This window comes from Paracoccus sp. NSM (assembly GCF_052379855.1).
Lineage (GTDB): Bacteria > Pseudomonadota > Alphaproteobacteria > Rhodobacterales > Rhodobacteraceae > Paracoccus.
Map to the genome: position 1 here is coordinate 58,447 of NZ_JBQTCG010000003.1, position 26,439 is coordinate 84,885.

Below are 26,439 nucleotides of genomic sequence, written 5' to 3' on the forward strand. Positions count from 1 at the left end.
CCTGTCGGACGCGCCGCGTGGGGCGCGGCGGATCAGGTCAGGATATCAGAGGCCAGCCCCGCGCGCACGGCTTCCTGCGTCTTTTGCGCCAGCGTCTTGCGCGTCTCGCCCGCGACGGGCACGGGCGGATGCAGCCGGACGGTCACGCGGCCCTGCCGGGGCGCGGCCAGCACCGTCAGCAGATGGGGGCCAAGTTCCATGTCCGACCACCAGCCGTAGAAACGCGGATCGCGGCCTTCGGGGGCGTGATAGGCCACGCTCATCGGCTGGATCGCCAGATCGGCGGGCAGGCCATCATCCAGAAAGGCCTGAAACAGCGTCGGCTTGAACGACAGAACCCGGCGGCCATCGGTCGAGGTGCCCTCGGGGAAGAACAGAAGCCTGTGGCCCGCGCGCAGCCGGTCGCTGAATTCCTGCGCCTGCTGGCGGGCCAGGCGCGGGTCGCGGGTGACGAAATGGGTGTTCGTCACGCGGGTCAGGATGTTGATGCCGGGCCAGCCCGCGACCTCGGCCTTGCTGACGAAAAAGACCGGGGCGGCGGCGTTCATCACCAGGATGTCGAGCCAGCTGGAATGGTTGGCGACGATGGCGCCGGGCTGCCGCATGGCGCGGCCATGGCGCTGCCAGCCGATGCCCATGACCGCCAGGACAAGGCGGCAGACGACCTGCACATGCGGCCCCGTCCAGGGGCGGCGGGGGCCGTGGAACAGACGTTCAACCCCGCGCAGGGGCAGGATCAGCAGGACACCCAGCAGCAGGATCAGGATGGCGGGCAGGCCGCGCCGGATCACGCGCCACCAATCGCCCGCGCCTTGTGGACCCGGCAGAGGCGGCGGCACCCCCTCGCGCCATGTCGCCTCGCGGGCAATTGACGCCTCGGTCGCGGTCGGCGGGGCGGCGGCGCTCATGCGGTCTGCCGGCGGCTTTCGTAGAATTCGCGGTGCTTCGCGGACATGGCGGCGGTGTCCATCATCAGGAACACGTCGGTCGTGTTGAAGGCGCGGTCGATGAAGGCCCCCTCGCCCACCGTGCCGCCAAGGCGCAGGTAGGCCTTGATCAGAGCGGGCATCCCCAGCATCGCCTCGCGCCGGTCCAGCCGGTCGGGGGCGATCAGGTCCATGCGCTGAAACCCCTCGGGGCGGGCAACCGGGCGCAGATCGGCGGGCGCCAGATGGTGATGGTGCAGCCAGGCCAGCGAGGGCGCCAGCATCGGGATGTCGGTGCCGTGAAAGCTGGCCACGCCGAACAGGATCTCGATCCCGTGGTCCAGAACGTAATCGGCCAGCGCGTTCCACATCAGGAACATCGCCGCCCCGCCCCGCTGTTCGGGATCGACGCAGGACCGGCCCAGTTCCAGCACCGGCCGCCCCGAGGCGCGCAAAGGCGTCAGGTCATATTCGCCGTCGCAGTAGAAGCGCCCGAATGCCGCCGCCCGGTCTCCCCGCAGCAGGCGGTAGACGCCGACCACATGATCCAGCGCCTCGGCGTCGCGCCGGGTGTCGATCAGGCAGAGATGATCGACGACCGGGTCGAATTCGTCGCGTTCCAGCCGCTGGTCGTGATCGACCAGATCGCCGTCGCCGCCCAGTTCCTCGACAAAGACGCGATAACGCAGGCGCTGCGCCGCCAGGAGGTCCTGCGGGGACTTGGCCAGACGGATCTGGAAAAAGGCGGGGTCGGCACGGTTCACGGGCAGGTCCGGTCTGTTTCGGGGACGGTCTTGGCGGCTTGCGGGCGGTTCTAGGTAAAGCGGCCCCTCATTGCAACAGAACTTGCCGCGACCCGGCGGCAGGGGCTTGCGCGGGACAACTTGCGGTTGCACACTCGCCCGGAAAAATACCCGAGGATTACATGTCGTTGAACCGCACAACCTCTAGCATGACGCGCCGGCCGTCTATCACCTGCTTGCCCGCTTCGGCGAAATTCACCGTGATGCGGTCGCCGATGCGCGACTGGACCTGCCCCTCGCCCCATTCGGGGGCCTGGGGATGGCGCACGATCATGCCCGGTTCCAGAATGTCGTTCACGGCGGCGTCCTTTTGTTCGGCCAGCGTAGGGTATCAGACATGAGCGCGCGGTCAAACGCGATGGCTTCCGCGGATCTGGCGGGGCTGGTGGGCGCGCGGCTCTGTCATGATCTGGTTTCGCCGCTTGGCGCGATCGGCAACGGGGTCGAGCTGTTGCAGATGTCGCCCGATTTCCCCGGACTGGGCGAAAGCCCGGAAATGGCGCTGATCGCGGATGCGGTCGCCTCGGCCCGGTCGCGCATCCAGGCCTATCGGATGGCGTTTGGCCTGGCGGCGGGCGATCAGCGCATCAGCCTGGGCGACCTGACCCGGCTGGTCGAGGGCGTCACCGGCTCGGGGCGGCTGGCGGTCACACTGGATGCGGGGGGCGATTTCGCGCGGGCCGAGGTGCGGATGCTGCTGCTGGCGCTGATGTGCCTGGAAACCGGCATGCCCTGGGGCGCGCGGGTTCTGGCGCTGCGGGTGATGCCGGGCTGGCGGATCGTGGCGGAATGCGACCGGGCGCGGATTGATGCGGACCTCTGGGCCTGGCTGACAGGGGCGGGCGTGCCCCGCGCGCCCCAGCCGTCCGAGGTGCAGTTCCCCCTGCTGGCCGAGGCGGCAGGCGCCGCAGGCCGAAGCCTGCGGGCCGAGATCGACGAGAGGGGCGCCGAGATCGTCTTTTGACGCCGCTCAGGCCCGGGTCGTGCCGTCGCCAGTGACCAGATACTTGAAGCTGGTCAGCTGTTCGGCGCCCACCGGGCCGCGGGCATGCATCTTGCCGGTGGCGATGCCGATTTCCGCGCCCATCCCGAATTCACCCCCATCCGCGAACTGGGTCGAGGCGTTGTGCATCAGGATCGCGCTGTCCAGCCCGGCAAAGAAGCGGTCGGCCACGGCCTGATCCTCGGTGATGACCGATTCGGTGTGCTGGCTGCCATGTCGGCGGATATGGGCGATGGCGCCCTCGATCCCGTCCACGGGGCGGGCGGCGATGATCATGTCCAGAAACTCGCGCCCGAAATCATCGGGTTGCGCCGGAGCGGTGCCGTCGATCTGCAATTCGCCCTCGGCCCGGACCTCGACGCCCGCTGCGATCAGGTCGCGGATCAGATGGTCGCCGTGGCGCGCCAGATAGGCGCGGTCGATCAGCAGGCATTCGGCCGCACCGCAGATGCCGGTGCGCCGGGTCTTGGCGTTCAGCACCACGCGCCGCGCCTTTTCGGGATCGGCGGCGCCGTCCACATAGACGTGGCAGATGCCTTCCAGATGGGCGAAGACCGGCACGCGCGCCTCGGATTGCACAAGGCCCACAAGGCCCTTGCCGCCGCGCGGGATGATCACGTCGATCAACCCCTGCGCGCCCAGCATGGCGCCGACCGCCGCGCGGTCGCGCGTGGGCACCATCTGGATCGCGGGTTCGGGCAGGCCCGCCACGCGCAGGCCCTGGACCATGCAGGCATGGATCGCGGCGCTGGAATGCAGGCTTTCCGAACCGCCGCGCAGGATCACGGCATTGCCGGATTTCAGCGCCAGCGCGCCCGCATCGGCGGTGACGTTGGGGCGGCTTTCATAGATCACGCCGATCACGCCGATGGGCGTGCGGACGCGGCGGATATGCAGGCCCGTGGGCCGGTCCCATTCCGCGATGACCTGCCCCACCGGGTCGGGCTGGGCCGCGACCTCGCGCAGGCTTTTCGCGATCGCCTCAAGGCGCGGCGCGTCCAGCCGCAGCCGGTCCAGCATCGCATCAGACAGGCCCTTGTCGCGGCCATGGGCCAGATCGGCCTCGTTGGCGCGCAGGATCGCGTCCTGCTGCGCGATGACGGCATCGGCGGCGGCAATCAGCGCGGCCTCTTTCGCGGGGGCTGGGGTCTGGGCCAGAACCACCGCCGCCTCGCGGGCAGCCGTGCCGAGGGCTTCGATCAATTGCCGGGCCTGGACCATATCCGTCATCACATCCTCCGATAAGACGTTCGCGCCCCTGATAGCGGCTTTGTCGGCCAAGGGGAATGTCGTGATCGGGGATATCGGGGGAAGAAGTGGCGCGGTTGACGGGGCTCGAACCCGCGACCCCCGGCGTGACAGGCCGGTACTCTAACCAACTGAGCTACAACCGCGCTTTTCTTCCGGCGAATGAATGAGTTGTGGCGCGGTTGACGGGGCTCGAACCCGCGACCCCCGGCGTGACAGGCCGGTACTCTAACCAACTGAGCTACAACCGCCCAACTCATCCCCCGGCTTGCATCGCCTGCCGGAGTGAGGGGGGTTTACGCAGAGCGCCTGCCCCCGTCAAGAGCGCGCGCCAAAAAAGATCGGCGCGCGCGGCTGGCTTCGTTTATTGCGCCGCCTCGCCTGCCTGCTGGTCGGCCATCGCCCTGACCGCGTCCGATGGCACGGCCAGATAGGCGCGCAGCACCCCGTCGGCATCGCGCTGGAACGAGACCTCGTCCATCGGCAGCATCAGGTCATGTTCGCCAAGACCGAGGAAACCGCCAACGCCCACGAGAATCATGCCCGATGCAGGATCCGCCGACCCGATCTGGCCCACGACCTCGTCATCGCTGGCGACCACATCGGCGCCTTCCAGATCCCCGGCCAGCGCCTCGTCGGGGGTCAGCGCGGCGTTCCCCTCTCGCAGCAGGGGCTGGCCTTGGGGGGTGTCCGGCATATCGGTGACCGGATCGGCCGCCGGAGCAGTTTCCGGCGCGGTTTCGGGCGCAGTTTCGGGCGCAGTTTCGGGCGCGGTGGGGGTTTCAGCTGGTGTGGTCGCCCCGGGCGCGGGCGCGATGATGCCGTCGGACTGGTCCTGTTCGACCTCCATCCCCTCGGAGACGGGGCCGTCGGTGGCCTCGGCCTGCGTGTTCAGCGTGGTTGCGGGGGGCGTTTCGGCCGACTCGGCGGGGGGCTGCCCTGCGCTGCTGGGTCCGCCGGGCGAGCCGCCCGTCGCCCCGGCTTCATCTTCGGCGTCTTGGGTTGCGGCAGTCCCGGCCGTCTGCATGTCGGTCGCCTGCGTATTGGTCGTCTGCAAGCCGGGGGCTTCGGGCGCGGCCTCGGGGGCGGCCTCGGTCGGCTGGTCGGCATCGGCATCCGCCGCGCCCTCGGCTGCAACCTCATCCTCGCCCACCAGACCGGCGGGCGCCTGCGCGGCCTGATCGCCCGTCGCGTCGGCCGCGGCTTCAGCGTCTGTCGCATCGTTGGTGACAAGCCCGGTGCTGGCTTCGTCGGCGGCCTGCTGATCCGTCGCCTGTCCCGCGGCCTGTCCCGTCGCATCCATGCGGGTCACGACCAGTTCCGCCGACTCGGCGGCGTTCACGACGATCTCGGCCTCGGCCTCGGTGATCTGGGCCTCGGCGCCGGTGACGACCGGCGGGCATTGCACGACCTGCACGACCGGGGGCGCCTGCAGGACCACGACCTGCGGATCGGCCGCAGGGTCGTCGGGGATGGTGATGCGGATCTCGGGCGGGGTCTGGGTGACGGTCACGACCGGGGCGCAGGTCTCGACCACCACCCCCTCGGCCTGTTGCGCGATGGCGGGGCCGCCCAGCAGGGTCAGCACCGCGACGCTTCCCTTCAGGTGATTGCGCATCCTCATTTCCTTGTCCGGCGTGAACGGGGTCTGCCACCCAACCCCATGCCGGCGCCGGGGTTCCCTGCGACCTTTGCGCCCTTTGCGCAAGCCTGCACCGATGCGGATGATGGAACGCCCGAACGCAACCGAGACCCCAGCATGAGCCAGCCCCTACCCACCCGCGCCGAAGCCCTTGCCCGGCTGGACGCCTTCACGCCCCGCATGGGGCGCCACTACGCCGCCCGGCGCAATCACGATCTGGGGCCGGGGCGGCATCAGGGCGTGTCGGGCCTGTCGCCCTGGATCCGGCACCGCCTGCTGACCGAACAAGAGGTCGTGGCCCGCGCGGTCCAGACCCATGCCGGCGGCGCCGAGAAATTCGTGCAAGAGGTCGTCTGGCGCAGCTATTTCAAGGGCTGGCTGGAACAGCGCCCCGCGATCTGGGCGGCTTATCGCAGCGGGCTTGCCGTCGATCTGGCCGCCGCAGCGCGCGACCCCGCGCTGGCCGCGCGCATCGACGCCGCCGAGGCAGGCCGCACCGGCATCGCCTGCATGGATGCCTGGGCGAACGAACTGCGCGAAACGGGCTATCTGCACAATCACGCGCGGATGTGGTTCGCCTCGATCTGGATCTTCACGCTCGGGCTGCCTTGGCGGGTGGGCGCGGATTTCTTCCTGCGGCACCTGATCGACGGCTGCCCCTCCTCGAACACGCTCGGCTGGCGGTGGGTCGCGGGGCTGCACACGCGCGGCAAGGCTTACGAGGCCACCGCCGAGAACATCGCCCGCTTCACCGAGGGCCGCCACAACCCCGACCCGTCGCAGCTGGCCCAGGGCATAACCCCGCTGGACCATACCGAGCCCGAGGGCCTGCCCCGCCCGCATCTGGCTCCGCCCGGCCCCGCCCCCGATCCGCGCCTGCCCGCGCTGCTGCTGATCACCGCCGAGGATGGCTGCCCCGAGGATTTCGGTCTGTCCGCCCATGACATCAGGGGCGCGGTGACGCTGGCCTCGGGGCATCTGAGGTCGCCCCGCGCCGTCGCGGATCATGTGCTGGCCTTCGAGGCTGGCGCGCTGGCCGATGCCGCCGCGCGGGCGGGCATACCTGCGCAGGCGATCCGCGCCGATGCGCCCGACGCGCTGATCGGGGCCGCGCAATCCTGCGGTGCGCGCCAGATCGTGACGCCGCATCTGCCGCAGGGGCCGCTGCGCGACTGGCTGGACTGCGCCGCCCCCGCGCTGGAGGGGGCGGGCCTGAGCCTGCGCCACTGGTCGCGCGACTGGGACAGGGCCTTCTGGCCGCAGGCGACGGCGGGGTTCTTCAAGGTAAAAGAGCGTATCTCCCGCACGCTTGCCGGTCTGGGGATTACCGCCCGCGACTAGCCGGCAGGGGCTTGCAACCCCCGCGCGGCTGGCCACACTGGCCCGATGATCGATCACCCGCGCGCCTCGCAAAGCCCCGAGATCCTGCCCCACGGGCTGGACGGGCTGCTGGTGCGGTTTTCGCTGTCGCCCGACCCGCAGGCGATGGCGGCGGCGCGGCGTCTGGCCGCCGATCTGTCCGACCGCCCGCCCGCAGGCACCGTCGAGATCGCGCCCGCGCTGGTCTCGTGCCTGCTGCGCCTTGATCCCGCGCGCATCACGCCGATGCTCGAGGCCGATCTGATGACCCGCGCCCGCGCCGCGCTGGCCGATGCCGCCCCGCCCAGACCGCGCCGCCGCTGGACCCTGCCCACCGCCTTTGGCGGGGCCGAGGGGCCGGAACTGGCGCCCATCGCCCGGCAGTTGGGCCTGACGCACGATCAGGCCGTTGCGCAGATCTGCGACACCGATCTGGCCGTGCTGGCCATCGGCTTCGCGCCCGGCCAGCCCTATCTGGGCCTGCTGCCCGAGGGCTGGAACCTGCCGCGCCTGCCCGAACTGGTGCCCGAAGTGCCTGCGGGTGCGGTGGTGGTGGCGCTGCGCCAGATCGTGATCTTCGGCAATCCCTCGCCCACCGGCTGGCGGCAGGTCGGGCGGATGGCCTTTCGCAGCTTCTGGCCCGACAGGGCCGAGCCGATGCCCTTGGCCCCCGGCGACGCGATCCGGCTGGCCCCCGCCCCCGCCGACCGCATCGCGGCGCTGAGCGCCGAGCCGGGCGGCATGGGCGGCGCGATCTGCGAGGTCGTGCCATGAGCGCGCTGACCTTGAGCGCGGTTTCGGGCCTGCTGAGCGTTCAGGACATGGGGCGGCCCGGCCATCTGGCGCGGGGCCTGTCGCGCGGCGGCGCGATGGACCGGCTGGCCCTGATCGAGGCCGCCGCCCTGCTGGCCAGCCCCACCCCCCTGCCCGCGATCGAGATGGCGGGCGCGGGCGGCCGTTTTCAGGCCGAGGCGCCCTTGTGGCTGGCGCTGACCGGGGCGCCGATGCGCGCCACGCTGGATGGCCGCCCCGTCCCCTGGCACGCCACGCTGCTGCTTGGGCCCGGCGAGGTCCTGACCATCGGTCCCGCCGAACAGGGGATGCTGGGCTATCTGACGCCTGCGGGCGGGATCGCGGGGCCGGACTGGCTGGGCAGCCGGGCGGCGCATCTGAACATCGGCATCGGCGCGCCCCTTGCGGCGGGCGCGGTCCTGCCCTGCGGCCCCGACCCCGCGCCGCAGCGCAGCCCGCGCCTGATCCGCCCTCTGCCGCGCTTCGCGGGCGGCACGCTGCGGCTGATCGACGGGCCTCAAACCGATCTTTTCACAGCCGAGGAACGGGCCGCCTTTCTGGCCGCGACCTTTCTCCGCGCGCCCCGCAGCAACCGTCAGGCCGTGGCATTGGACGGCCCGCGCCCCTTCCGGGCCGAGGGCGCGCGGCAACTGTCGGGGGGGCTGGCCTCGGACGTGATCGGGCCGGGCGACGTGCAGATGGCGGGCGACGGCGTGCCGACCGTGCTGATGGCCGAATGCCAGACCATCGGCGGCTATCCCCGGATCGGCACGGTCATGCCCGACGACCTGCCGCGTCTGGCCCAGACCCCGCCCGGCGCGGCCTTGCGCTTTCAGCACCTGACGCTGGCCGAGGCCCGCGCCGCCCACCGCCCCGAGGATGTCCTGCTGCGCGAGGCGCGGGCACGGACCGGGCCGCTGATCCGCGACCCCTCGACCATGCCGGACCTTCTGGCCTACTCTCTGATCTCGGGCGTGGTGCGCGGGGACGAGGCGGATTAGATGCAGGTCGATCTGAACGCGGATATGGGCGAGGGTTTCGGCCCCTGGACGATGGGCGACGACGCGGCGCTGCTGGAGATCGTGACCTCGGCAAACATCGCCTGCGGTGCCCATGCGGGCGATCCTTCGGTGATGGCGGCGACGATGCGGCTGGCGGCGGCGCGCGGCGTCGGGATCGGCGCGCATCCGGGCTTTGCCGACCTTCAGGGCTTTGGCCGCCGCCGCATGACCCTGTCGGCCGAGGAACTGGGCAACCTGATCGCATGGCAGCTTGGCGCCGCGCAGGGCATCGCACGATCCGTGGGCGCCGAGGTCCGGCATCTCAAGCTGCACGGCGCATTGTCGAACATGGCCAGCGAGGACCCCGCCATCGCCCGCGCCTGCTATCAGGCCGCGCTGCGCGTGGACCCCGACATCATCCTGGTCGTTCTGGCCGCGACCCCGATGCAGGCCGTGGCCCAGGAACTGGGCGCGCGCCACGCCAACGAGATCTTCGCCGACCGCGCCTATCGCGATGACGCGACGCTGGTACCGCGCGGCCAGCCCGGCGCGGTGCTGCATGACGTGGCCGAAATTGGCCCCCGCATCGAACGGATGCTGCGCGCGGGCGCGATCATCGCGGAAAGCGGGCGGCAGATCCCCTGCCGGATCGACACGATCTGCCTGCATGGCGACACCCCCGGCGCGGTCGCCATGGCACAGGGCCTGCGCGACCACCTGACCGGCCAGGGCATCCACCCACGGATGATGGCACGCTAGCCGCAAGGCTCACGTTCTCGTGATCGCGTACCAAAAGGGGTCGCTGGCCCGTAACTGCTTTCACAGGCGGTGCTGATCTCATGTCGGGGCCGTCGAGCAAGGGGGCGACCAGACGCATGACGCACAAGACCCGGACGAACCTGGCCATCCTGCTGGCGCTGGTCGCCGCGCTGGCCCTGGGCTGGTGGCTCTGGCCGCTGATCAGCCAACCCGAGCGCATCCGCGAACTGGTGGCCTCGGCCGAGGCGCTGCGGGCCGAGCGGCCTGTTCTGGTTCTGGTGCTTTACTTCCTGGCCTATGTCGCGGTGGCGGCGCTGTCGCTGCCTCTGGCGGTCTGGATGACGCTTGGCGCGGGCGCGCTGTTCGGGCTGGCCGCGGGTGTGGCGGTGGTCTCGCTGGCTTCGACGCTTGGCGCGGTGCTGGCCTTTCTGGCCGCGCGTCACCTGCTGCGCGACCGGGTCAGGGCGCGGCTGGGCGACCGGGCCGAGGGGATCGAGTCCGGCCTCAGGCGCGACGGGGCGTTCTACCTGTTCTCGCTGCGGCTGATCCCGGCGCTGCCCTTCTTCGCGGTGAACCTGCTGATGGGTCTGACGCCGATCCGGGTCTGGACCTATGCCTGGGTCAGCCTGGTCGGGATGCTGCCCGCGACGGCGATCTATGTGAATGCGGGCAGGCAGCTTGCGCGCATCGAAAGCCCATCGGACGTGCTGTCGCCCGCGATGATCGCATCCTTTGTCGCGCTGGCAGTCTTTCCGTGGATCGCACGTTGGGCGCTTGGCCGCTGGAAACGGCGCCAGCTTGAGCGCAGCGCCGACCGGCCGGCCAGTTTCGACCGCAACGTGATCGTCATCGGCGCGGGCTCGGCGGGGCTGGTGGCGGCCAATGTCGCGGCCTCGGCCGGGGCGCGGGTCACGCTGGTCGAGGCCGAGCGCATGGGCGGCGATTGCCTGAACACGGGCTGCGTCCCGTCGAAGGCGCTGATCGCCAGCGCCAAGGCCGCCCACAGCGCCCGCAACGCCACCCGCATGGGCATCACGGCGGGCCCGGTCGCGGTGGATTTCGCGGCGGTCATGGCCCGCGTCAACGCCGCCATCGGGACGATCGCCCCCCATGACAGCCCCGAGCGTTACCGCAGTCTGGGCGTCGAGGTGATCGCGGGCCGGGCAAGGCTGGCCGATCCCTGGACCGTCGATATTCAGCTGCCCGACGGCGTGACGCTGCGCCTGACCGGCCGTGCGATCATCCTTGCGACCGGTGCCTCGCCGGTGATGCCCGACCTGCCCGGACTGGCCGAGGCCGGCGCGCTGACCTCCGAGACGCTCTGGGACAGGCTGGCCGCGCGCGGCAGCGTTCCGCCGCGCCTTCTGGTGCTGGGGGGCGGGCCGATCGGGCTGGAACTGGCGCAGGCCATGGCGCGGCTGGGATCGGCCGTGACCGTCATCGAGGCCGCGCCCCGCCTGTTGCCGCGCGAGGGCGACGAGACCGCGCGCATCATCGCCGACGCGCTGGTGGCGGATGGCGTGACGCTGCGGACCGGGGCGCGCGCGCTGGCGGCCGGGGCGGATGGCGCCGAGCGCTGGCTGGAGATCGACGAGAACGGCACGACAAGCCGCCTGCCCTGCGACGAGATCCTCGTGGCGGTCGGCCGCAAGCCCCGGATCGAGGGGCTGGGTCTCGACAAGCTGGGCATCCCGATCAGCGGAACGGTGGACACGAACGACCACCTTCAGACGATCTGGCCGCATATCCTCGCGGCGGGCGACGTGGCGGGGCCGTGGCAATTCACCCATGCGGCAGGCCATCAGGGCGCGCAGGCGGCGCTGAACGCGCTTTTCGGCGATCTCTGGCGCCTCAGGGGCAAGCCCGAGGCGATGCCGCAAGTGACCTTCACCGACCCCCAGATCGCCCGCATGGGCCTTGGCGCGCACGAGGCCGAAAAGCGCGGCGTCGCGCATGAGGTGACACGCTATCCGCTGGCCTCACTGGATCGCGCCATCGCCGAGGGCGCGACCGGCGGCATGGTCGAGGTCGTGACCGCCAAGGGCCGCGACAAGGTTCTGGGCGTCACGATCATCGCCCCCGAAGCGGGCGAGATGCTGGCCCCCTTCGCGCTGGCGATGCAGAACGGGCTGGGCCTGTCGAAGATGCTGTCCACCGTCCTGCCCTATCCCACCTGGTCCGAGGCCAACCGCAATCTGGCCGGGCAATGGCGCCGCGCGCGCCTGAGCCCACGCCTGCTGGCGCTGCTGGCGCGCTATCACAGCTGGAGGCGCACATGATCGACGCGGCCCTGCAACCGCTGCAACGGCGCATGCTGGCGCCGGTCGCCGGGCGCATGGCGCGGGCGGGGATCTGCGCCGATCACGTCTCGATCCTGGGCTTCGTCATCGGGCTGGGCGCGGTCGCGGCGCTGGCGATGCAGGCCTATCTGGTGGCGCTGGTGCTGCTGCTGGGCAACCGCCTGGCCGACGGGCTGGATGGCGCCATCGCGCGGCAGGGCCGCCCCACGGATCGCGGCGCCTTCCTGGATATCGCGCTGGATTTCGTCTTCTACGCGCTGTTTCCCCTTGGCTTCGCCATCGGCCAGCCCGATCAGGCCCTTCCCGCCGCTGTGCTGATCGCGGCCTTCGTGGGAACGGGCTCGTCCTTTCTGGCTTTTGCCGCGATTGCCGCCCGGCGCGGCCCGATCCCCTCGCGCCACGGCCCCAAAGGCATCCATTACCTTGGCGGACTGACCGAGGGCGCCGAGACTATCGCCGTCTTCGTGCTGATCTGCCTCTGGCCCGCCGGCTTCGCCACGCTGGCCTATCTGTTCGCCGCCGCCTGCCTGATGACCACGCTGACGCGCTGGCATCAGGGCTGGCTGGCCTTTTCCCCCGAAAACGACCGACCGCATCGACAGGAGTGACCGATGATCCCAGCCCGAACGCTGGCCCTGGCCCTTGGCCTCGGCCTTGCCGCCCCTCTGCATGCCGAAACCGCCGATTGGCAGGCCGTTCTGGACGAGGCGCGCGGCCAGAACGTGTTCTGGCACGCCTGGGCCGGGGATACGCGCACCAACGCCTTCATCGAATGGGTCAGCGCCCAGACGAGTGAGCGTTACGGTGTCACCGTCACGCAGGTCAAGCTGTCGGACACCGCCGAGGCCGTGACCCGCGTCCTGTCCGAAAAAGCCGCGGGCCGGGATGAGGGCGGGGCCGTGGACCTGATCTGGATCAACGGGCCGAACTTTCTGGCGATGAAGGAACAGGGCCTTCTGCACGGCCCCTTTGTGGCGGACCTGCCCAATGCGCGCTTTGTGGACCTGTCGCCCGAGGCGCCGGCCTCGGTCGATTTCACCGTCCCGGTCGAGGGGATGGAAAGCCCCTGGCGGCTGGCGCGCTTCGTTTTCGTCCATGACAGCGAACGCGCCCCCGAACCGCCCCGCAGCATGGCCGAATTCGTGACCTGGGCCGAGGCCAATCCGGGCCGCATGACGCATCCCGCCGTGTCGAACTTCATGGGCGCGACTTTCCTGAAACAGGCGCTGGTCGAACTGGCGCCCGACCCGGCGCTGCTGCAGGAACCCGCCACCCCCGAGGCCTTCGAGACCACCACCGCGCCCCTGTGGGCGTGGTATGACGCGCTGCGCCCGAACCTCTGGCGCGAGGGGCGCACCCTGCCCGAAAACCAGGGCATCCAGCAGCAATTGCTGAACGATGGCGAGATCGACATCGCGATGTCCTTCGACCCGGCCTCGACCGCCGCCGCCATCGCCGAGGGGCTTCTGCCCGACACCGCCCGCGTCTTCGTGACCGAGGGCGGAATGATCGGCAATGTCAGCTTCGTGGCGATCCCCTACAACGCGGCGAACAAGGCGGGCGCCAAGGTCGTGGCCGATTTCCTGATCTCGCCCGAGGCGCAGGCGCATATGCAGGACATCACAGTCCTGGGCTCGTTCTCGGTTCTTGATCCCGCCCGTCTGGACGGCGAGGCGCAGGCGCGTTTCGACGCCCTGCCCACCGCCGAGTCCCTGCCCCGGCTGGAGGATCTGGGCCCGACGCTGCTTGAACCCCATGCCAGCTGGATGACCCTGCTGACCGAGGAATGGTCGCGCCGCTACACGCAATGAGGGCCGTTCCCGCGCTGATCCTGGCCGCGCTGGTCGCGCCGGTCGCGCTTGGGCTGTGGCAGACCGGGCGGGCGGCCTTTGGCATCATGCCCGCCCTTGGCCGCGAAACGCTGTCGCTGGACCCCTGGCGTCAGCTTTTCGCCCTGCCCGGTCTGGGCGGCAGCATCCGGCTGTCGCTGGTCAGCGGGCTGGGGGCCGCGATCCTGTCGCTGCTGATCGCGCTGGCCCTGGTGCTGGCCTTGCAGGGGCGGCTGTCGGGGGCGCGGGCCGCGCGCTGGCTGGCGCCGTTCCTGGCGGTGCCGCATGCGGCGCTGGCCATCGGCATGGCCTTTTTGCTGGCGCCCTCGGGCTGGATCGCGCGGGCCTTGGCGCCGCTGATGGACTGGACGCGCCCGCCCGGCATTGCCAGCGTCAACGACCCCTTGGGCATGGCGCTGATGCTCGGGCTGATGGTCAAGGAGATCCCCTTCCTGATGCTGGTGATCCTGGCCGCGCTTGGGCAGGTGCCGCTGGCGCGGATCATGGCGATGGGGCGCGCGCTTGGCTACGGGCCGGGGGCGGTCTGGCTGCGGCTGATCCTGCCCGCGATCTGGCCGATGCTGCGCCTGCCCTTCTGGGTGGTGCTGGTCTATTCGGTCTCGAATGTGGATATGGCGATCATTCTCGGCCCGGCCAATCCGCCGGTTCTGGGGGTCGCGGTCACGCGCTGGTTCGCCAGCCCCGATCTGGCGATGATCCTGCCCGCATCCGCGGGGGCGATCCTTCAGGCGGGACTGGCGGGCGCGGTCATCGCCGCCGCCTGGGGGGCCGAGCGTCTGGCCGCGCGCCTTGGGCCGGTCTGGCTGGCACGCGGCGGGCGCGGTCCGGCCCGCGCGCCGGGCTGGCTGGCGGCCGCGCTGTTGCGGTTGGCCGCCATTGCCGGGCTTGTGCTGATGGCGGCGGGGCTGCTGGCGATGGCCGCGCTGGCGATCTGGTCGCTGGCCTTTCGCTGGTCCTTTCCGCAGATCCTGCCCGAGACCTGGTCGCTGAACGCCTGGTCCATGGCCGCGCCGGGCTGGCGGCGGGCGCTGACGACCTCGGTGCTGCTGGCGGGGGCGACGGCCAGCCTGTCGCTGGCGCTGGCTGTCGCATGGCTTCAGGCCGCGCCCGCGCGGCTGCGGGCGGAATGGCTGATCCTGCTGCCGCTGCTGGTGCCGCAGATCGGGTTCCTCTACGGGCTGAACGTCGTCTTTCTGCGCGCGGGGCTTGAGGCCGATCTGCTGGCAGTGGGCATGGGGCAGATGCTGTTCGTCTTTCCCTATGTGCTTCTGTCGTTGTCGGGGCCGTGGCGGGCGGTGGACCCGCGCCTGATGCGGACGGCGGCGGCGCTTGGCGCGGGGCCGTGGCGGCGGCTGGTCGCGGTGCGCCTGCCCGTCCTGCTGCGCCCCCTGCTGACGGCCTGGGCCATCGGCATCGCCGTGTCGGTGGCGCAATACCTGCCGACGCTGTATCTGGGCGCGGGCCGCGTGGCCACCCTGACGACCGAGGCCGTGACGCTGGCATCGGGGTCCGACCGGCGCGTCTCGGGCGTCTATGCCAGCCTTCAGGCGCTGGTGCCGCTTGTCGCCTATGCCTGCGCCTTCGTGATCCCCGCATGGTGGCACCGCGACCGCCGCGCCCTTGCCGGAGCCTTTCGATGAGCCTGATCCTTGAGCAAGTGACCATCGCCCGCCCCGACGGCGCCCCCCTGATCCGGGGCCTGACGCTGGACGTGGCGCCCGGATCGGTGACGACCGTGATGGGGCCGTCCGGGGTCGGCAAATCGACGCTGCTGGACGCGATCGGCGGCAGCCTTGCGCCCGGTTTCGCGCTGTCGGGCCGGATCACGCTGAACGGGCGCGACCTGACCGGCCTGCCGCCCGAACGCCGCCGCATCGGGCTGATGTTCCAGGACGCGCTGCTGTTCCCGCATCTGAGCCTTGCGGGCAATCTGGCCTTTGGCCTGGATCCCCGCATCCGGGGCCGTGCCGCCCGCGCGCAGGCGGTCGAGGAGGCCCTGACCGAGGCCGGTCTGGCGGGCCTTGGCCCCCGCGATCCGGCCACCCTGTCCGGCGGCCAGAGGGCGCGCGCGGCGCTGATGCGGACTTTGCTGGCCGCGCCCGAGGCGCTGCTGCTGGACGAGCCTTTCGGCAAGCTGGACATGGCCCTGCGCGACGAGATCCGGCGCTTTGTCTTCGACCATGCCGCCGCGCGGGGGGTGCCGGTCCTGATGGTCTCGCATGATCCGCAGGACGCGGCGGCTGCGGGCGGGCCGGTGGTCGCGCTGGACTAGCAGCGCCCGCGCGCCATGAAGCCCCGGTCGATCCTGTCCTTCAGCCGCCACAACAGCGCACTGCCGCTCGCACCGCCAAGCGCCAGCCCGCCCCAGAGCGCAATCGCCCGACGCTCGCCCAGGGAAACCAGCTTGAGGAAATCGCGCTGCGGATGGTGGGCGCGCAAGTCGCGGCCTGCGGCAAGCGCGGCGAGGTTATGCGCCAGAACAGGCCCCTGACGAACGGCATGAACGCCCGCCTTGGGGCGGGGGCTGGCCAGCATCTCGGCGCAGTCCCCCACCGCCAGAACATGCGGATATTCGGGATGCTGCAATGTGGGGCCGACCGGCACGAAGCCGCGTGCATCGGTCAGGCCCGACCCCTCCAGCCAGCCATGGGGCCGCGCGCCTGCCGCGCCCACGATCAGATCGGCCCCGTGGACGCGGCCATCCGACAGATGCAGGGCGCCTGCCTCGATCCGCGCGACGGGGGTGCCGGTCAGGACCGCGATGCCGCGCCGGTCCAGCGCCGCCAGCACCATCCCCCGCGCCCGCGCGCCAAGACCCGGCAGAGGCCGGGCGCCTGCCTCGATCACCGTGACGTGCGCGGCGGGGCCAAGGCGGTGCGCCATGGCCAGCGCGATCTCGGCCCCACCCAGACCCGCGCCGATCACCGCCACGCGCGGCGCGGGCGGCGCATCGGCCAGCCACCGCGCCCAGGATGCAGCGAAGGCGCCCAGAGGTTTGACCGCCAGCGCGTGATCCGCGAAGCCCGGCAGCGCCTCCATCCGGGCATGAACGCCGATGTCCAGCGACAGAAGGTCGAAATCCTGCCATGCGCCGCCGATCCTGATGCGCCGCCGCACGGGATCGACGGCGTCGGCGGCGGCCTCGATCCGCGTCACGGCGGCCCGGTCGCACAGGCGCGGCAGGTCGATCGTCAGCGCGCCTGCCGGATAATGGCCCGCGACATGGCCGGGCAGCATGCCGCTATACCACGCGCCCGGCCCCGGATCGGCCAGAAGGACCGGCCCCCCGGGGCGGCGCGACGGACGTTCGGCCCAGAGGCGCAGGACGCCGATATGGGCATGGCCGCCGCCGAGCAGGATGGTCCGCATGTCGTCTTCCTTTCACGAGGCCCGTCACTTTGCCGTGATGGTGACACGGCAGGCGGTTGGCGGGCGTATCTAACATAAGACAGATACGGAGGCACCCGATGAAACGACGCATGGCCCTGGCCGTCCTTGGCGCCGCGATGGCCGCGCCGCTGGTCGCGCGCGCACAGGCCGCCGCCCTGCCCTTTGACGCAAGCTGGCAGGCGCTGACCTTTCCGCGCCTTGCCGCGACGCGCTACGCGCTGGAGGGCACGCGGCTGGGCATCGCGGCCGACCAGAGTTCCTCGCTGATCTATCGCGGGCTTGACGCCTCGCTGCGCGGCGCGCGGCAGGCGCGCTGGAACTGGGCCGTCGGCGAAAGCGTCCCGCCTACCGACCTGTCGCGCAAAGGCGGCGACGACCGCAACATCGCGCTGTATTTCATCTTCATGGACGCGGCCTCGGCCCAGAGGCTGCGCCCCGGCACCAGCCCGCAGCGGCTGTTGTCGAACCGCTCGGCGCGGGTGGTGATGCATGTCTGGGGCGGCAATCACGCCGCCGGCACCATCCTGCCCAGCCCCTATATGCGCGGGCGCGGCTTCACCATCGTGCAGCGCCCGGCGGGAACGGGCGAAGGCAGCGTCACGACCGATCTGGGGCGCGACCATGCCCGCGCCTTCGGGCAGGCGCCCGAGGCGCTGGTGGGCGTCGCCGTCTCGGCCGACAGCGATGACACCGCGACCCGGCTGAGGGCCAGCATCAGCAACCTGACCCTGGGCTGAGGATCGGAATGACTTTCCGGTTCCCCGTCGCTCGCGCGGTTTAATAAGGACACCTGCCCTTTGATGGGCTGAATGGCGGAACTTAGTTCCACACCGCGCCCGCCTGCCACAACATTGACCGGGCGCGCGCGCCCGCGGTTGGTCCGATATTCGCCCGCCCTCTTGCGCGCGCGAAGGCGGCGCCCTTGTCCGCGCGCGGGGGCCGCTCTAGCTGCATCCGGACAGCATCGGAGAGGCGCCATGTCCATCACCATCAGCGCGATGACCAAGCGGTTCCAGAAGACCGAAGTCCTGCGCGGCATCGACCTTGAGATCGCGCCAGGCGAACTGGTCGCGCTGCTGGGGCCGTCGGGGTCCGGCAAGACGACGCTGCTAAAGATCATCGCCGGGCTGGAATGGCCCGATGCCGGGGCCTTGCAGGTGAACGGCGCCGACTGGCTGCAACTGGCCGCGCGCGACCGGCGCGTGGGCTTCGTCTTTCAGCATTACGCCCTGTTCCCGCATATGAGCGTGCGCGACAATCTGGCCTTCGGCCTGAGCGTGCGCCCGCGCGCCGAACGCCCCGGCAAGGCCGTCATCGCCGCCAAGGTCGATGAATTGCTGGGCTTCCTGCAGATTTCGCATCTGGCCGACCGCTATCCCGCGCAACTATCAGGCGGGCAACGCCAGCGTGTCGCCCTTGGTCGGGCGCTGGCGATCCAGCCGCGCCTGCTGCTGCTGGACGAACCCTTCGGCGCGCTGGACGCGGCGATCCGGCGCGACCTGCGCCGCTGGCTGCGCGGGGTTCACGAGGCGACCGGATCGACGACGATCTTCGTCACCCACGATCAGGAAGAGGCCTTTGAACTGGCCGACCGCGTTGTGGTCATGGGCGAGGGACGCATCGCCCAGGTCGGCCATGCCGACGAGATCCACGACCACCCCGCCACACCCTTTGTCGCGCGCTTCATGGGCGCGACCGTGGAATTGCCGGTCACGCTGACGCAGGGCCGCGCCCTTGGGGTGGGTCTTGACCTGACCGCCCTGCCCCGCCGCGCCCTGCCCGACGGGTCCGCCACGCTGTTCGCCCGCCCCGCCGACATCCGCGTCATGCCCGATGCCGCAAGCCCCTGGCGGGTGGCACAGGTCGTCTCGACCGGGGCCGAGCTGCGCGTCGCCCTGTCCCATCCCGACCTGCCCGAAGCCGAGGCCGTGATGCCCCGCCGCGGCACCGCACCCCTGCACCAGGGCGATGCGGTAACGCTGCGGATCGAGGCCGCCGCCCTTTTCCCCGCCAGCCGCCGCGAGGCCGCGCCCGCGCCCCAATCCGAAAACCGCACGAAAGAGATCGCCCGATGAAGACGCCACTTCTGGCCACCGCGCTGGCCCTGACCCTTGCCGCCCCCGCCGCAGCCCAGGACCGCCTGCTGAATGTCAGCTACGACATCGCCCGCGAATTGTTCGAGGCGCTGAACCCCGCCTTTGCCGAACATTGGCAAGCGGAAACGGGCCGCACCGTCACCATCGACCAGAGCCATGGCGGCTCGTCCCGTCAGGCCCGCGCCATCCTTGAAGGGCTGGCCGCCGATGTCGTGACCTTCAACCAGGAGACCGATATCGACGTGCTGGCCGAGGGCGGCCTCGTGCCCGCCGAATGGCGCGACGCGCTGCCGAACGGCGCCTCGCCCTATTACTCGCTGCCGGCCTTCCTCGTCCGCAAGGGCAACCCGAAGGGCATCGAGGATTGGGACGACCTGGCCCGCGAGGACGTGGCCCCGGTCTTTCCGAACCCCAAGACCAGCGGCAATGCGCGCTACACCTATCTGGCCGCCTATGCCTACGGCCTGGCCCGGAATGGCGGCGATCACGAGGCGACGCAGGACTTCGTGCGCCAGATCTTTGCCAACGTGCCGGTCTTCGACACGGGCGGGCGCGCCGCGACCCAGACCTTTGCCGAACGCGGCATCGGCGACGTGCTGGTGACCTTCGAGGCCGAGACCGCCCAGATCGCCCAGGAATACGAGGCGCAGGGCTTTGAACGCGTGACCCCCTCGATCAGCGTCTTCGCGGCCTTTCCGGTCGCGGTGGTGGCCCAGAACGCCGAACGCAACGGCTCGGCCGAGGTTGCGACCGCCTATCTGGACTGGCTCTATTCGGCTGACGCGCAGCGCATCCTTGCCGACTTCGACTATCGCCTGACCAACGAAACCGTTGCGGCCGAATTCGCGGGCAGCGTCCCCGAGGTCGAACTGGTCACGGTCGATGAGATCTTCGGCGGCTGGGACGCGGTGCGTGCCGAACATCTGGCCGATGGCGGCATCCTCGATCAGGTCTTCGTCAATCAATGATCACGGCCGCCGCCCCGATCCGCGCCAAACGCGTCCTGCCGGGCTTCACGCTGAGCCTCGGCACGACGCTGCTCTATCTGGTGCTGATCGTGCTGATCCCGATCGCCGCCTTGATCCTGAAAGGGGCCGAGATCGGCCCCGCCCGCTTCTGGGCGATCGTCAGCGGCGATCGGGCCGTGGCGGCGTTCCGCATCACGCTGATCGCGGCGGCCATCGCCACGGTTTTCAATGCGATCTACGGCCTTCTGATGGCCTGGGTGCTGACGCGCTACGACTTTCCGGGCAAGCGGCTCCTTGATGCGCTGATGGACGTGCCCTTCGCGCTGCCCACGGCGGTGGCGGGGCTGTCACTTACGGCGCTCTTCTCGGCCAATGGCTGGTTCGGGCAGGTCCTGCACCCGGCAGGCATCCCGGTCGTCTACACGATCTGGGGCATCGCACTGGCCATGGCCTTCACCTCGGTCCCCTTCGTGGTCCGCACGGTCCAACCGGTGCTCGAGGATCTGGACCAGTCGCTGGAAGCCGCCGCCGAAACGCTTGGCGCGCGGCCCTGGCAGATCTTTGCCCGCGTGGTCTTTCCCGCGATCCTGCCCGCATGGCTGGCCGGGTGCACGACGGCCTTTGCCCGTTCGCTCGGCGAATTCGGCGCTATCGTCTTCATCGCGGGCAACCTGCCCTTCCAGACCGAGATCGCAGCGCTGCTGGCCTATATCCGGCTGGAGGAGTTCGACTATAACGGCGCGGCCGCCATCGCTCTGGTGCTGCTGGGCTTCGCGCTGATCCTGCTGGTCGCCTCGAACCTGCTGCAGAACTGGGCAGCCCGCCACCGCGAGGCCCTGAAATGAGCGCCGCCACCCGCCCCGCCAGCCCCGGCGCCAAGGCGCTGGTGGCCATCGCAGCGATCCTGACGATCCTCGTCGTCGCCGCACCGCTGGCCTATATCTTCGCGCGCGCCTTCGGTCAGGGATGGCAGGTCTATGCATCCAACATCCTGGACCCGATGACACTGCACGCGATCTGGCTGACCAGCATCGTGGCGCTGATCGTGGTGCCGCTGAACGTCGCCTTCGGGATCGCCGCCGCCTGGGCGGTGGCCAAGCACCGCTTCCCCGGACGCGGAATCCTTGTCACGATGATCGAGATCCCCTTCTCGATCTCGCCCATCATCGCTGGCATCTGCTACCTGCTGCTCTACGGACGTCAGGGGCTGCTGGGGCCGTGGCTACAGGCCAACGAGCTTCAGGTGATGTTCGCGCTGCCGGGGATCGTGCTGGTGACGATGTTCGTCACCGCACCCTTCGTCGCACGCGAGGTGCTGCCGCTGATGCAGGCGCAGGGGACCGAACAGGAACAGGCGGCGGTGACGCTCGGCGCCTCGGGGTGGCAGGTCTTTCGCCGGGTGACGCTGCCGAACATCAAATGGGCGCTGCTTTACGGCGCGGTCCTCTGCACGGCGCGCGCGGTGGGCGAATTCGGCGGCGTCTCGGTCGTGTCGGGCAATATCCGCGGCCAGACCAACACGCTGCCCCTGCATGTCGAACTTCTGTTCAACGATCTGAACGCGGTCGGCGCCTTCGCCGCGGCCTCGGTCCTGACCCTGATCGCGCTGGTCGCGCTGGTGGTGAAGTCGCTTCTCGAGGCCCGCCGCGCGCAGTAGCGGGGGACTTGCCTCCCCGGCCCCATCGAGGGGCCGCGAAGGCAGTCGGGGCCAAGGCCCCTCCGGGCGCCTGCCCTTTGCCTTGGTTCAAATATCCCGGGGGGAATCCGGCAAGGCCGGATGGGGGGCAGCGCCCCCCTGCCCGCGATCGGCAGGCACGGCCGTCAGCCTTACGCGTCCAGCTGCTTCACGGCCCTGCCGCTCTTGGCGATCTCGATGCGGCGGGGTTTCAGCGCCTCGGGCACTTCGCGCAGCAGATCGATATGCAGCATTCCGTCCACGTGGCTCGCACCCTTGACCCGCACGTGATCGGCAAGCGTAAAGCGGCGCTCGAAGGCGCGGGTGGCGATTCCGCGATGCAGATAGGTGCGGCCCTCGTCATCGTCGGCCTTGCGGGCCGAGACGATCACGGCGCCATCGCGCATCTCGACATTCAGGTCGTCAGCGGAAAAGCCCGCCACGGCGATCGAGATGCGGTAGCTGTTCTCGCCGGTTTTCTCGATATTGTAGGGGGGATAGGTCGGCGCCGCGACGTCTGCCGTCAGGGCGCGGTCCATCATATCGGCCAGCCGGTCGAAGCCGACCGAGGCACGGTAAAGCGGCGTCAGGTCCAGATTGCGCATGGTCTCATCCTTCTTCAAGCGATGCGATCTTTGCCCCCCGGCAACCGGGCGGGCGGAAAGGACGGTGCCGTCATGGCCACCGCCATTCTTGATCTAGGCGCGCAAAAGGCGGCTTCAAGAGCCCTCAGGCGGGCGCCAGCGCGCGGGGCCTCGGCCCGCCCGTGGCCCAGTCCAGCAGCTCGACCGTATGCACCACGGGCAGGTCCGTGCCGCTGCCGATCTGCATCATGCAGCCGATATTGCCCGCCGCGATCACCTGCGGCGCGACCGCCTGAAGCGAGGCGACCTTGCGCGCCTTGAGCTCCTGCGACAGCTCGGGTTGCAGGATGTTGTAGGTCCCCGCCGAGCCGCAGCAGAGATGCGCATTCGCAGGCTCGGCCACCTGGAACCCTGCGCGGGTCAGCAGATCCTTGGGCGCGCTGCGGATCTTCTGGCCGTGCTGAAGCGAACAGGCCGAGTGATAGGCCACGCGCATCCCCTGCCCCTCGGTCGTCCGTGCCTCGGGCAGACCCAGCCCGTCCAGAAACTCGGTCACGTCGCGCGACAGGGCCGAGACGCGCCGCGCCTCGGCCTCCAGCGGGTCGCCTGCAAACAGATGTCCGTAATCCTTGAGCGTGGTGCCGCAGCCCGAGGTGTTGATGATGACCGCATCGACGGGGCCTTCGGCCTCGGCGGCCAGCAGGCGGGCGATGCTGTCGCGGGCGCGGGCCTTGCCGTCGGCCTCGTCACCCATATGCAGGGTCAGCGCGCCGCAGCAGCCGAATGATTGCGGGATCACCACATCGCAGCCCGCCCGGCGCAGCAGACGGATCGTCGCATCGTTGATGTCGGTGTTCAGCGCCCGCTGCGCGCAGCCGATCATCAGCACCACACGCGCCCTGCGCGGCCCGATGGCGGGGAAAGTCTGGCCGTCATCGTTGCGGCTGACGGGGGGGATCTCCTTCGGCGCCATCGAGATCATGGCGCGCAGGCGGCGGTCAGGCATCAGCGCCGCGAAAGGCCGCGCGATGCGGGCGCCCAGCAGCGCCAGTCGGAAGCGGCCCGGATGGGGCAGAACCAGCTTCAGCACCCGGCGCAGCACGCGTTCGCGCCAGGGGCGGCGATAGGTGGCCTCGATATGCTCGCGCGCATGTTCCAGAAGATGCGCGTAATGCACGCCCGAGGGGCAGGTCGTCATGCAGCTGAGGCAGCCGAGGCAGCGGTCGATATGCTTGACCGTTCGTTCATCGGCCGGACGGCCCGATTCCAGCATGTCCTTGATCAGGTAGATGCGGCCGCGCGGGCTGTCGAGTTCGTCGCCAAGCACCTGATAGGTCGGGCAGGTCGCGGTGCAGAAACCGCAATGCACACAGGTCCGCAGGATCATGTTCGAGCGCGCGACCAGCGGATCGGTCAGTTGCTCGGGCGTGAAATGGGTTTGCATCAGTCACATCCCTCGAAGATGCCGCGAGGGTCGAAACGCGCGCGAAGGTCGGTATTCAGCCGCTGCGTCACCGGATCGGTGGCCGGGATCAGCCCGGGCGCTGCGCCCGTGATGCGGCGCGCATGGCCCATGAAGCGCGGCAGATCGGGCGTGATGCCAGCAGGCAGCGCGACATGAATCAGCGCGCCACCCCAATCCAGCGACAGGGGCTGCGGCAGGCGGGCCAGGATCGAAGGGGCTTCGGACGGGCGGCAGAGGATGCGCCAGGTGTCGAGGGCGGGATCGTGGATATTTGAGTGAAGAAGAAGCGGCCACGGGTCGTCCTCGGTTCGGATGACGCGGCCGTAAGCGCCGAGGCGTTCGGTCAGCGAAGCCGCGCGTTCGGCGACCGAGCCTGCCAGCCCCTCTAGCCGCAATAGTGCGCCCCGATCGGGCAGCCAGGCCGCGCCTGACACGTCCCACGCGCCGCCAAGCGCCAGCGCCAGGGCCGGGATCGCGACGGGCGCATCCAGATCGGGCAGGCTCAGCGTGATGCGGACGGGCGGGATCGGCGCCGTGCGAAAGGTCAGCTCGGTCAGCACGCCCAGCCGTCCCCGGCTGCCCGCCATCAGCTTGACCAGATCGTAGCCGGTCACGTTCTTCATCACCCGCCCGCCATTGCGGATGATGTTGCCCTCGCCGTCGATCATGCGGATGCCCAGAAGCGCGTCGCGTGCCGCGCCCAGCTGCAGGCGGCGGGGACCGGCGGCATTGGTCGCGGCCACCCCGCCGATGGTCGAGCCGGGCGCGCCCGAAGGTTCGAAGCCCAGCATCTGCCCCTCGGCGCGCAGCGTGTCCTGCACGACGACAAGGGGCGTTCCGGCGCGGACGGTCAGGGTCAGCGCCTCGGGTTCGTAGAGCGTGACGCCCGTGAGCCCCGTCGTGTCGAGGGGCGCGGCCGCGCCCTCGCCCGGCCAGCGGCGGGTGGCGCCGCCGGTGATCGACAGGGGCGCGCGCGCCTCGCGGATGATCTGGGCCAGGTCGGCCTCGGACTCAGGCCGCATCGGCGGGCCTGTTCAGGCGGCGTTCCCGGCGCGGGGCCGAGGCGTCCAGCGGAAAGACCTTGGCCGCGTTCAGCAGCCAATGCGCGTCGAAGGCATCCTTGACACGCATCTGCGCCTCGAGGTCGGGGGCTGAGAATTGCACATGCATCAGGTCGCGCTTTTCGATGCCGACGCCGTGTTCGCCGGTCAGGCAGCCGCCCATTTCCACGCAGAGGCGCAGGATCTCGGCGCCCAAAGCCTCGGCCCGGTCCAGATCGCCGGGCGTGTTGGCGTCGAAGATGATCAGCGGATGCATGTTGCCGTCGCCCGCATGAAAGACGTTCGACACAGCCAACCCATAGCGGCGCGACAGGTCGGTGATGCCTGCCAGAACCTGCGGCAGCGCGTTCACGGGGATCGTGCCGTCAAGGCAGATGTAATCGCCCAGGCTGCCCATCGCGCCGAAGGCGGATTTGCGGCCCAGCCAGATGCGCCGCGCCTCGTCCTCGGAACGGCTTTCGCGGAATTCGATCGGATCGAAGCGCAGGGCGATGTCGCGGATCAACGCCAGTTGCTCGTCGATTTCGGTGGGCGTGCCCTCGACCTCGACGATCAGCAGCGCCTCGCAATCGGGATAGCCCGCGCCTGAATGGGCCTCGGTCGCCAGGATGCAGGGGCGGTCCATGAACTCGATGGCCACCGGCAGGACGCCCGCGCGGATGATCGCGGCGACGCAGGCCCCCGCCGTTTCGGTCGCGTCGAAGGCCACGAGGACCGGGCGCGCCCCGGCGGGCTTGGGCAGGATACGCAGGCTGGCCTCGGTCACGATGCCAAGCTGGCCTTCCGATCCGCAGACGACGCCCAGAAGGTCCAGCCCCGGCGCCTCGCCCATCGGGCCGCCCAGTTCGACGACCGAGCCGTCCATCAGGACCAGCGTGACGCCCAGAAGGTTGTTCGTCGTGACCCCGTATTTCAGGCAATGCGCGCCGCCCGAGTTCATCGCGATATTGCCGCCGATCGCACAGGCCAGCTGGCTGGAGGGATCGGGCGCGTAGAAGAAGCCCAGATGATCCACCGCGCCCGACACGGCCAGATTGGTGCGCCCGGCCTGCACGCGGATCATGCGATCCTCGGGGGCGATTTCCAGAACCTCGGTCATGCGGGCAAGGCCGATCACCACCGCATCCTCGGTCGGCATCGAGCCACCCGCAAGGCTGGTCCCCGCCCCGCGCGGCACCACCGGCACGCGCAGGTCGTGACAGAGCCGCATCAGGCGCGACACCTCTTCGGTCGAACGCGGCAGCACCACGGCCAGAGGCGAGCAGCGATAGGCCGTCAGCGCGTCGCATTCATAGGCGCGCGTCTCGGCGGGATCATCGATCACCGCGCCGGGCAGCGCGTCGTTCAGCGCGGCGATGATCGCCGCACGGCGCGACAGCACGCCGGGATCTGGCTGGGGTAGCTGGATCATGGTTCCTCCTCGCGGCGTGCCGCACCGGCAGGCAGGCGCGCCGTCGCAAGGTTAGTGCCAGCCATGGCCCCTTTTCAAGCGGCAGGCTTGCCGCATAGAACGAACA

Annotated in this window: 25 protein-coding genes and 2 tRNA genes; 15 read left to right on the top strand and 12 right to left on the bottom strand. The window is 70.3% G+C overall.

Annotation, left to right across the window (positions count from 1 at the left end):
* Positions 1-32 precede the first annotated feature (32 nt).
* The 3 genes from olsA to ACTZWU_RS06165 all read right to left on the bottom strand — a co-directional run bounded on the left by olsA (position 33) and on the right by ACTZWU_RS06165 (position 2,027).
* Entirely contained in the window at positions 33-908 is an 876-nt protein-coding gene (gene olsA, locus ACTZWU_RS06155; RefSeq protein WP_444736487.1) for a lyso-ornithine lipid O-acyltransferase, read from the bottom strand.
* Positions 905-1,690: an L-ornithine N(alpha)-acyltransferase gene (gene olsB, locus ACTZWU_RS06160; RefSeq protein WP_444736488.1), complete on the bottom strand. Its 786-nt coding sequence runs from the start codon at positions 1,688-1,690 to the stop codon at positions 905-907. The genes olsA and olsB overlap by 4 nt, the downstream gene beginning before the upstream one ends.
* A gap of 157 nt (positions 1,691-1,847) precedes the next feature.
* Complete coding sequence (locus ACTZWU_RS06165) at positions 1,848-2,027, bottom strand: DUF3553 domain-containing protein (protein WP_304616591.1); 180 nt, start codon at positions 2,025-2,027, stop codon at positions 1,848-1,850.
* Positions 2,028-2,066: 39 nt separating this feature from the next.
* Here ACTZWU_RS06165 and ACTZWU_RS06170 point away from each other — a divergent pair, with 39 nt between their 5' ends.
* Positions 2,067-2,693, top strand: a complete 627-nt coding sequence (locus ACTZWU_RS06170; RefSeq protein WP_444736489.1) for a histidine phosphotransferase family protein — start codon at positions 2,067-2,069, stop codon at positions 2,691-2,693.
* A 6-nt stretch (positions 2,694-2,699) separates the two neighbouring features.
* Here ACTZWU_RS06170 and ACTZWU_RS06175 read toward each other — a convergent pair whose 3' ends face one another.
* The 4 genes from ACTZWU_RS06175 to ACTZWU_RS06190 form a co-directional block, all read right to left on the bottom strand.
* The gene (locus ACTZWU_RS06175) at positions 2,700-3,962 is read right to left on the bottom strand and encodes a glutamate-5-semialdehyde dehydrogenase (RefSeq protein WP_444736490.1); all 1,263 of its coding nucleotides are present in this window, start codon (positions 3,960-3,962) and stop codon (positions 2,700-2,702) included.
* An 87-nt stretch (positions 3,963-4,049) separates the two neighbouring features.
* Positions 4,050-4,126: transfer RNA gene (locus tag ACTZWU_RS06180), tRNA-Asp, on the bottom strand.
* A gap of 28 nt (positions 4,127-4,154) precedes the next feature.
* A tRNA-Asp gene (locus ACTZWU_RS06185) sits at positions 4,155-4,231 on the bottom strand.
* A 113-nt stretch (positions 4,232-4,344) separates the two neighbouring features.
* Positions 4,345-5,598: a hypothetical protein gene (locus ACTZWU_RS06190; protein ID WP_444736491.1), complete on the bottom strand. Its 1,254-nt coding sequence runs from the start codon at positions 5,596-5,598 to the stop codon at positions 4,345-4,347.
* Positions 5,599-5,739: 141 nt separating this feature from the next.
* On the opposite strand from ACTZWU_RS06190, the gene ACTZWU_RS06195 reads away from it, so the two are divergent.
* From ACTZWU_RS06195 to ACTZWU_RS06235, 9 genes are all read left to right on the top strand, one after another.
* A complete protein-coding gene (locus tag ACTZWU_RS06195; protein ID WP_444736492.1) occupies positions 5,740-6,963 on the top strand; it encodes an FAD-binding domain-containing protein in 1,224 nt (407 codons plus the stop codon).
* Between the two features lie 45 nt (positions 6,964-7,008).
* Positions 7,009-7,755, top strand: coding sequence for a 5-oxoprolinase subunit B family protein (locus tag ACTZWU_RS06200; protein ID WP_444736493.1), 747 nt, complete (start codon positions 7,009-7,011; stop codon positions 7,753-7,755).
* Positions 7,752-8,774 carry a biotin-dependent carboxyltransferase family protein gene (locus tag ACTZWU_RS06205; protein ID WP_444736494.1) on the top strand — a complete coding sequence of 341 codons (1,023 nt, stop codon included), beginning with the start codon at positions 7,752-7,754 and terminating at the stop codon, positions 8,772-8,774. Before ACTZWU_RS06200 ends, ACTZWU_RS06205 begins: the two co-directional genes overlap by 4 nt.
* Entirely contained in the window at positions 8,775-9,533 is a 759-nt protein-coding gene (locus ACTZWU_RS06210; RefSeq protein WP_444736495.1) for a LamB/YcsF family protein, read from the top strand. It abuts the gene before it with no gap.
* A gap of 116 nt (positions 9,534-9,649) precedes the next feature.
* Positions 9,650-11,812 carry an FAD-dependent oxidoreductase gene (locus ACTZWU_RS06215; RefSeq protein ID WP_444736496.1) on the top strand — a complete coding sequence of 721 codons (2,163 nt, stop codon included), beginning with the start codon at positions 9,650-9,652 and terminating at the stop codon, positions 11,810-11,812.
* Positions 11,809-12,441: a CDP-alcohol phosphatidyltransferase family protein gene (locus ACTZWU_RS06220; protein ID WP_444736497.1), complete on the top strand. Its 633-nt coding sequence runs from the start codon at positions 11,809-11,811 to the stop codon at positions 12,439-12,441. The genes ACTZWU_RS06215 and ACTZWU_RS06220 overlap by 4 nt, the downstream gene beginning before the upstream one ends.
* A gap of 3 nt (positions 12,442-12,444) precedes the next feature.
* A complete protein-coding gene (locus tag ACTZWU_RS06225) occupies positions 12,445-13,644 on the top strand; it encodes an ABC transporter substrate-binding protein (RefSeq protein WP_444736498.1) in 1,200 nt (399 codons plus the stop codon).
* Positions 13,641-15,323, top strand: coding sequence for an ABC transporter permease (locus tag ACTZWU_RS06230; protein WP_444736499.1), 1,683 nt, complete (start codon positions 13,641-13,643; stop codon positions 15,321-15,323). The genes ACTZWU_RS06225 and ACTZWU_RS06230 overlap by 4 nt, the downstream gene beginning before the upstream one ends.
* Positions 15,320-15,955 (top strand): ATP-binding cassette domain-containing protein, encoded by a 636-nt coding sequence (locus ACTZWU_RS06235; RefSeq protein ID WP_444736500.1) that lies wholly within the window; start codon positions 15,320-15,322, stop codon positions 15,953-15,955. Before ACTZWU_RS06230 ends, ACTZWU_RS06235 begins: the two co-directional genes overlap by 4 nt.
* On the opposite strand, the gene ACTZWU_RS06240 is transcribed toward ACTZWU_RS06235, so the two are convergent.
* Positions 15,952-17,052 carry an FAD-dependent oxidoreductase gene (locus ACTZWU_RS06240; protein WP_444736501.1) on the bottom strand — a complete coding sequence of 367 codons (1,101 nt, stop codon included), beginning with the start codon at positions 17,050-17,052 and terminating at the stop codon, positions 15,952-15,954. The two genes, ACTZWU_RS06235 and ACTZWU_RS06240, sit on opposite strands and share 4 nt — an antisense overlap.
* Positions 17,053-17,150: 98 nt before the next feature.
* On the opposite strand from ACTZWU_RS06240, the gene ACTZWU_RS06245 reads away from it, so the two are divergent.
* The 5 genes from ACTZWU_RS06245 (at position 17,151) to cysW (ending at position 21,794) form a co-directional block, all read left to right on the top strand.
* Positions 17,151-17,810, top strand: a complete 660-nt coding sequence (locus tag ACTZWU_RS06245; RefSeq protein WP_444736502.1) for a DUF3047 domain-containing protein — start codon at positions 17,151-17,153, stop codon at positions 17,808-17,810.
* A gap of 240 nt (positions 17,811-18,050) precedes the next feature.
* Positions 18,051-19,148 (top strand): sulfate/molybdate ABC transporter ATP-binding protein, encoded by a 1,098-nt coding sequence (locus ACTZWU_RS06250; protein ID WP_444736503.1) that lies wholly within the window; start codon positions 18,051-18,053, stop codon positions 19,146-19,148.
* Entirely contained in the window at positions 19,145-20,137 is a 993-nt protein-coding gene (locus ACTZWU_RS06255; RefSeq protein WP_444736504.1) for a sulfate ABC transporter substrate-binding protein, read from the top strand. Before ACTZWU_RS06250 ends, ACTZWU_RS06255 begins: the two co-directional genes overlap by 4 nt.
* Positions 20,134-20,982 (top strand): sulfate ABC transporter permease subunit CysT, encoded by an 849-nt coding sequence (gene cysT / locus ACTZWU_RS06260; RefSeq protein ID WP_444736505.1) that lies wholly within the window; start codon positions 20,134-20,136, stop codon positions 20,980-20,982. The genes ACTZWU_RS06255 and cysT overlap by 4 nt, the downstream gene beginning before the upstream one ends.
* A complete protein-coding gene (gene cysW / locus ACTZWU_RS06265; RefSeq protein ID WP_444736506.1) occupies positions 20,979-21,794 on the top strand; it encodes a sulfate ABC transporter permease subunit CysW in 816 nt (271 codons plus the stop codon). The genes cysT and cysW overlap by 4 nt, the downstream gene beginning before the upstream one ends.
* Before the next feature lie 170 nt (positions 21,795-21,964).
* On the opposite strand, the gene ACTZWU_RS06270 is transcribed toward cysW, so the two are convergent.
* The 4 genes from ACTZWU_RS06270 to ACTZWU_RS06285 all read right to left on the bottom strand — a co-directional run bounded on the left by ACTZWU_RS06270 (position 21,965) and on the right by ACTZWU_RS06285 (position 26,333).
* Positions 21,965-22,417 carry an Hsp20 family protein gene (locus tag ACTZWU_RS06270; protein ID WP_444736507.1) on the bottom strand — a complete coding sequence of 151 codons (453 nt, stop codon included), beginning with the start codon at positions 22,415-22,417 and terminating at the stop codon, positions 21,965-21,967.
* A gap of 124 nt (positions 22,418-22,541) precedes the next feature.
* Positions 22,542-23,840, bottom strand: a complete 1,299-nt coding sequence (glcF, locus tag ACTZWU_RS06275) for a glycolate oxidase subunit GlcF (protein WP_444736508.1) — start codon at positions 23,838-23,840, stop codon at positions 22,542-22,544.
* Positions 23,840-24,883: an FAD-binding protein gene (locus tag ACTZWU_RS06280; protein WP_444736509.1), complete on the bottom strand. Its 1,044-nt coding sequence runs from the start codon at positions 24,881-24,883 to the stop codon at positions 23,840-23,842. The genes glcF and ACTZWU_RS06280 overlap by 1 nt, the downstream gene beginning before the upstream one ends.
* Complete coding sequence (locus ACTZWU_RS06285) at positions 24,873-26,333, bottom strand: FAD-linked oxidase C-terminal domain-containing protein (RefSeq protein WP_444736510.1); 1,461 nt, start codon at positions 26,331-26,333, stop codon at positions 24,873-24,875. The genes ACTZWU_RS06280 and ACTZWU_RS06285 overlap by 11 nt, the downstream gene beginning before the upstream one ends.
* Positions 26,334-26,439: the final 106 nt, after the last annotated feature.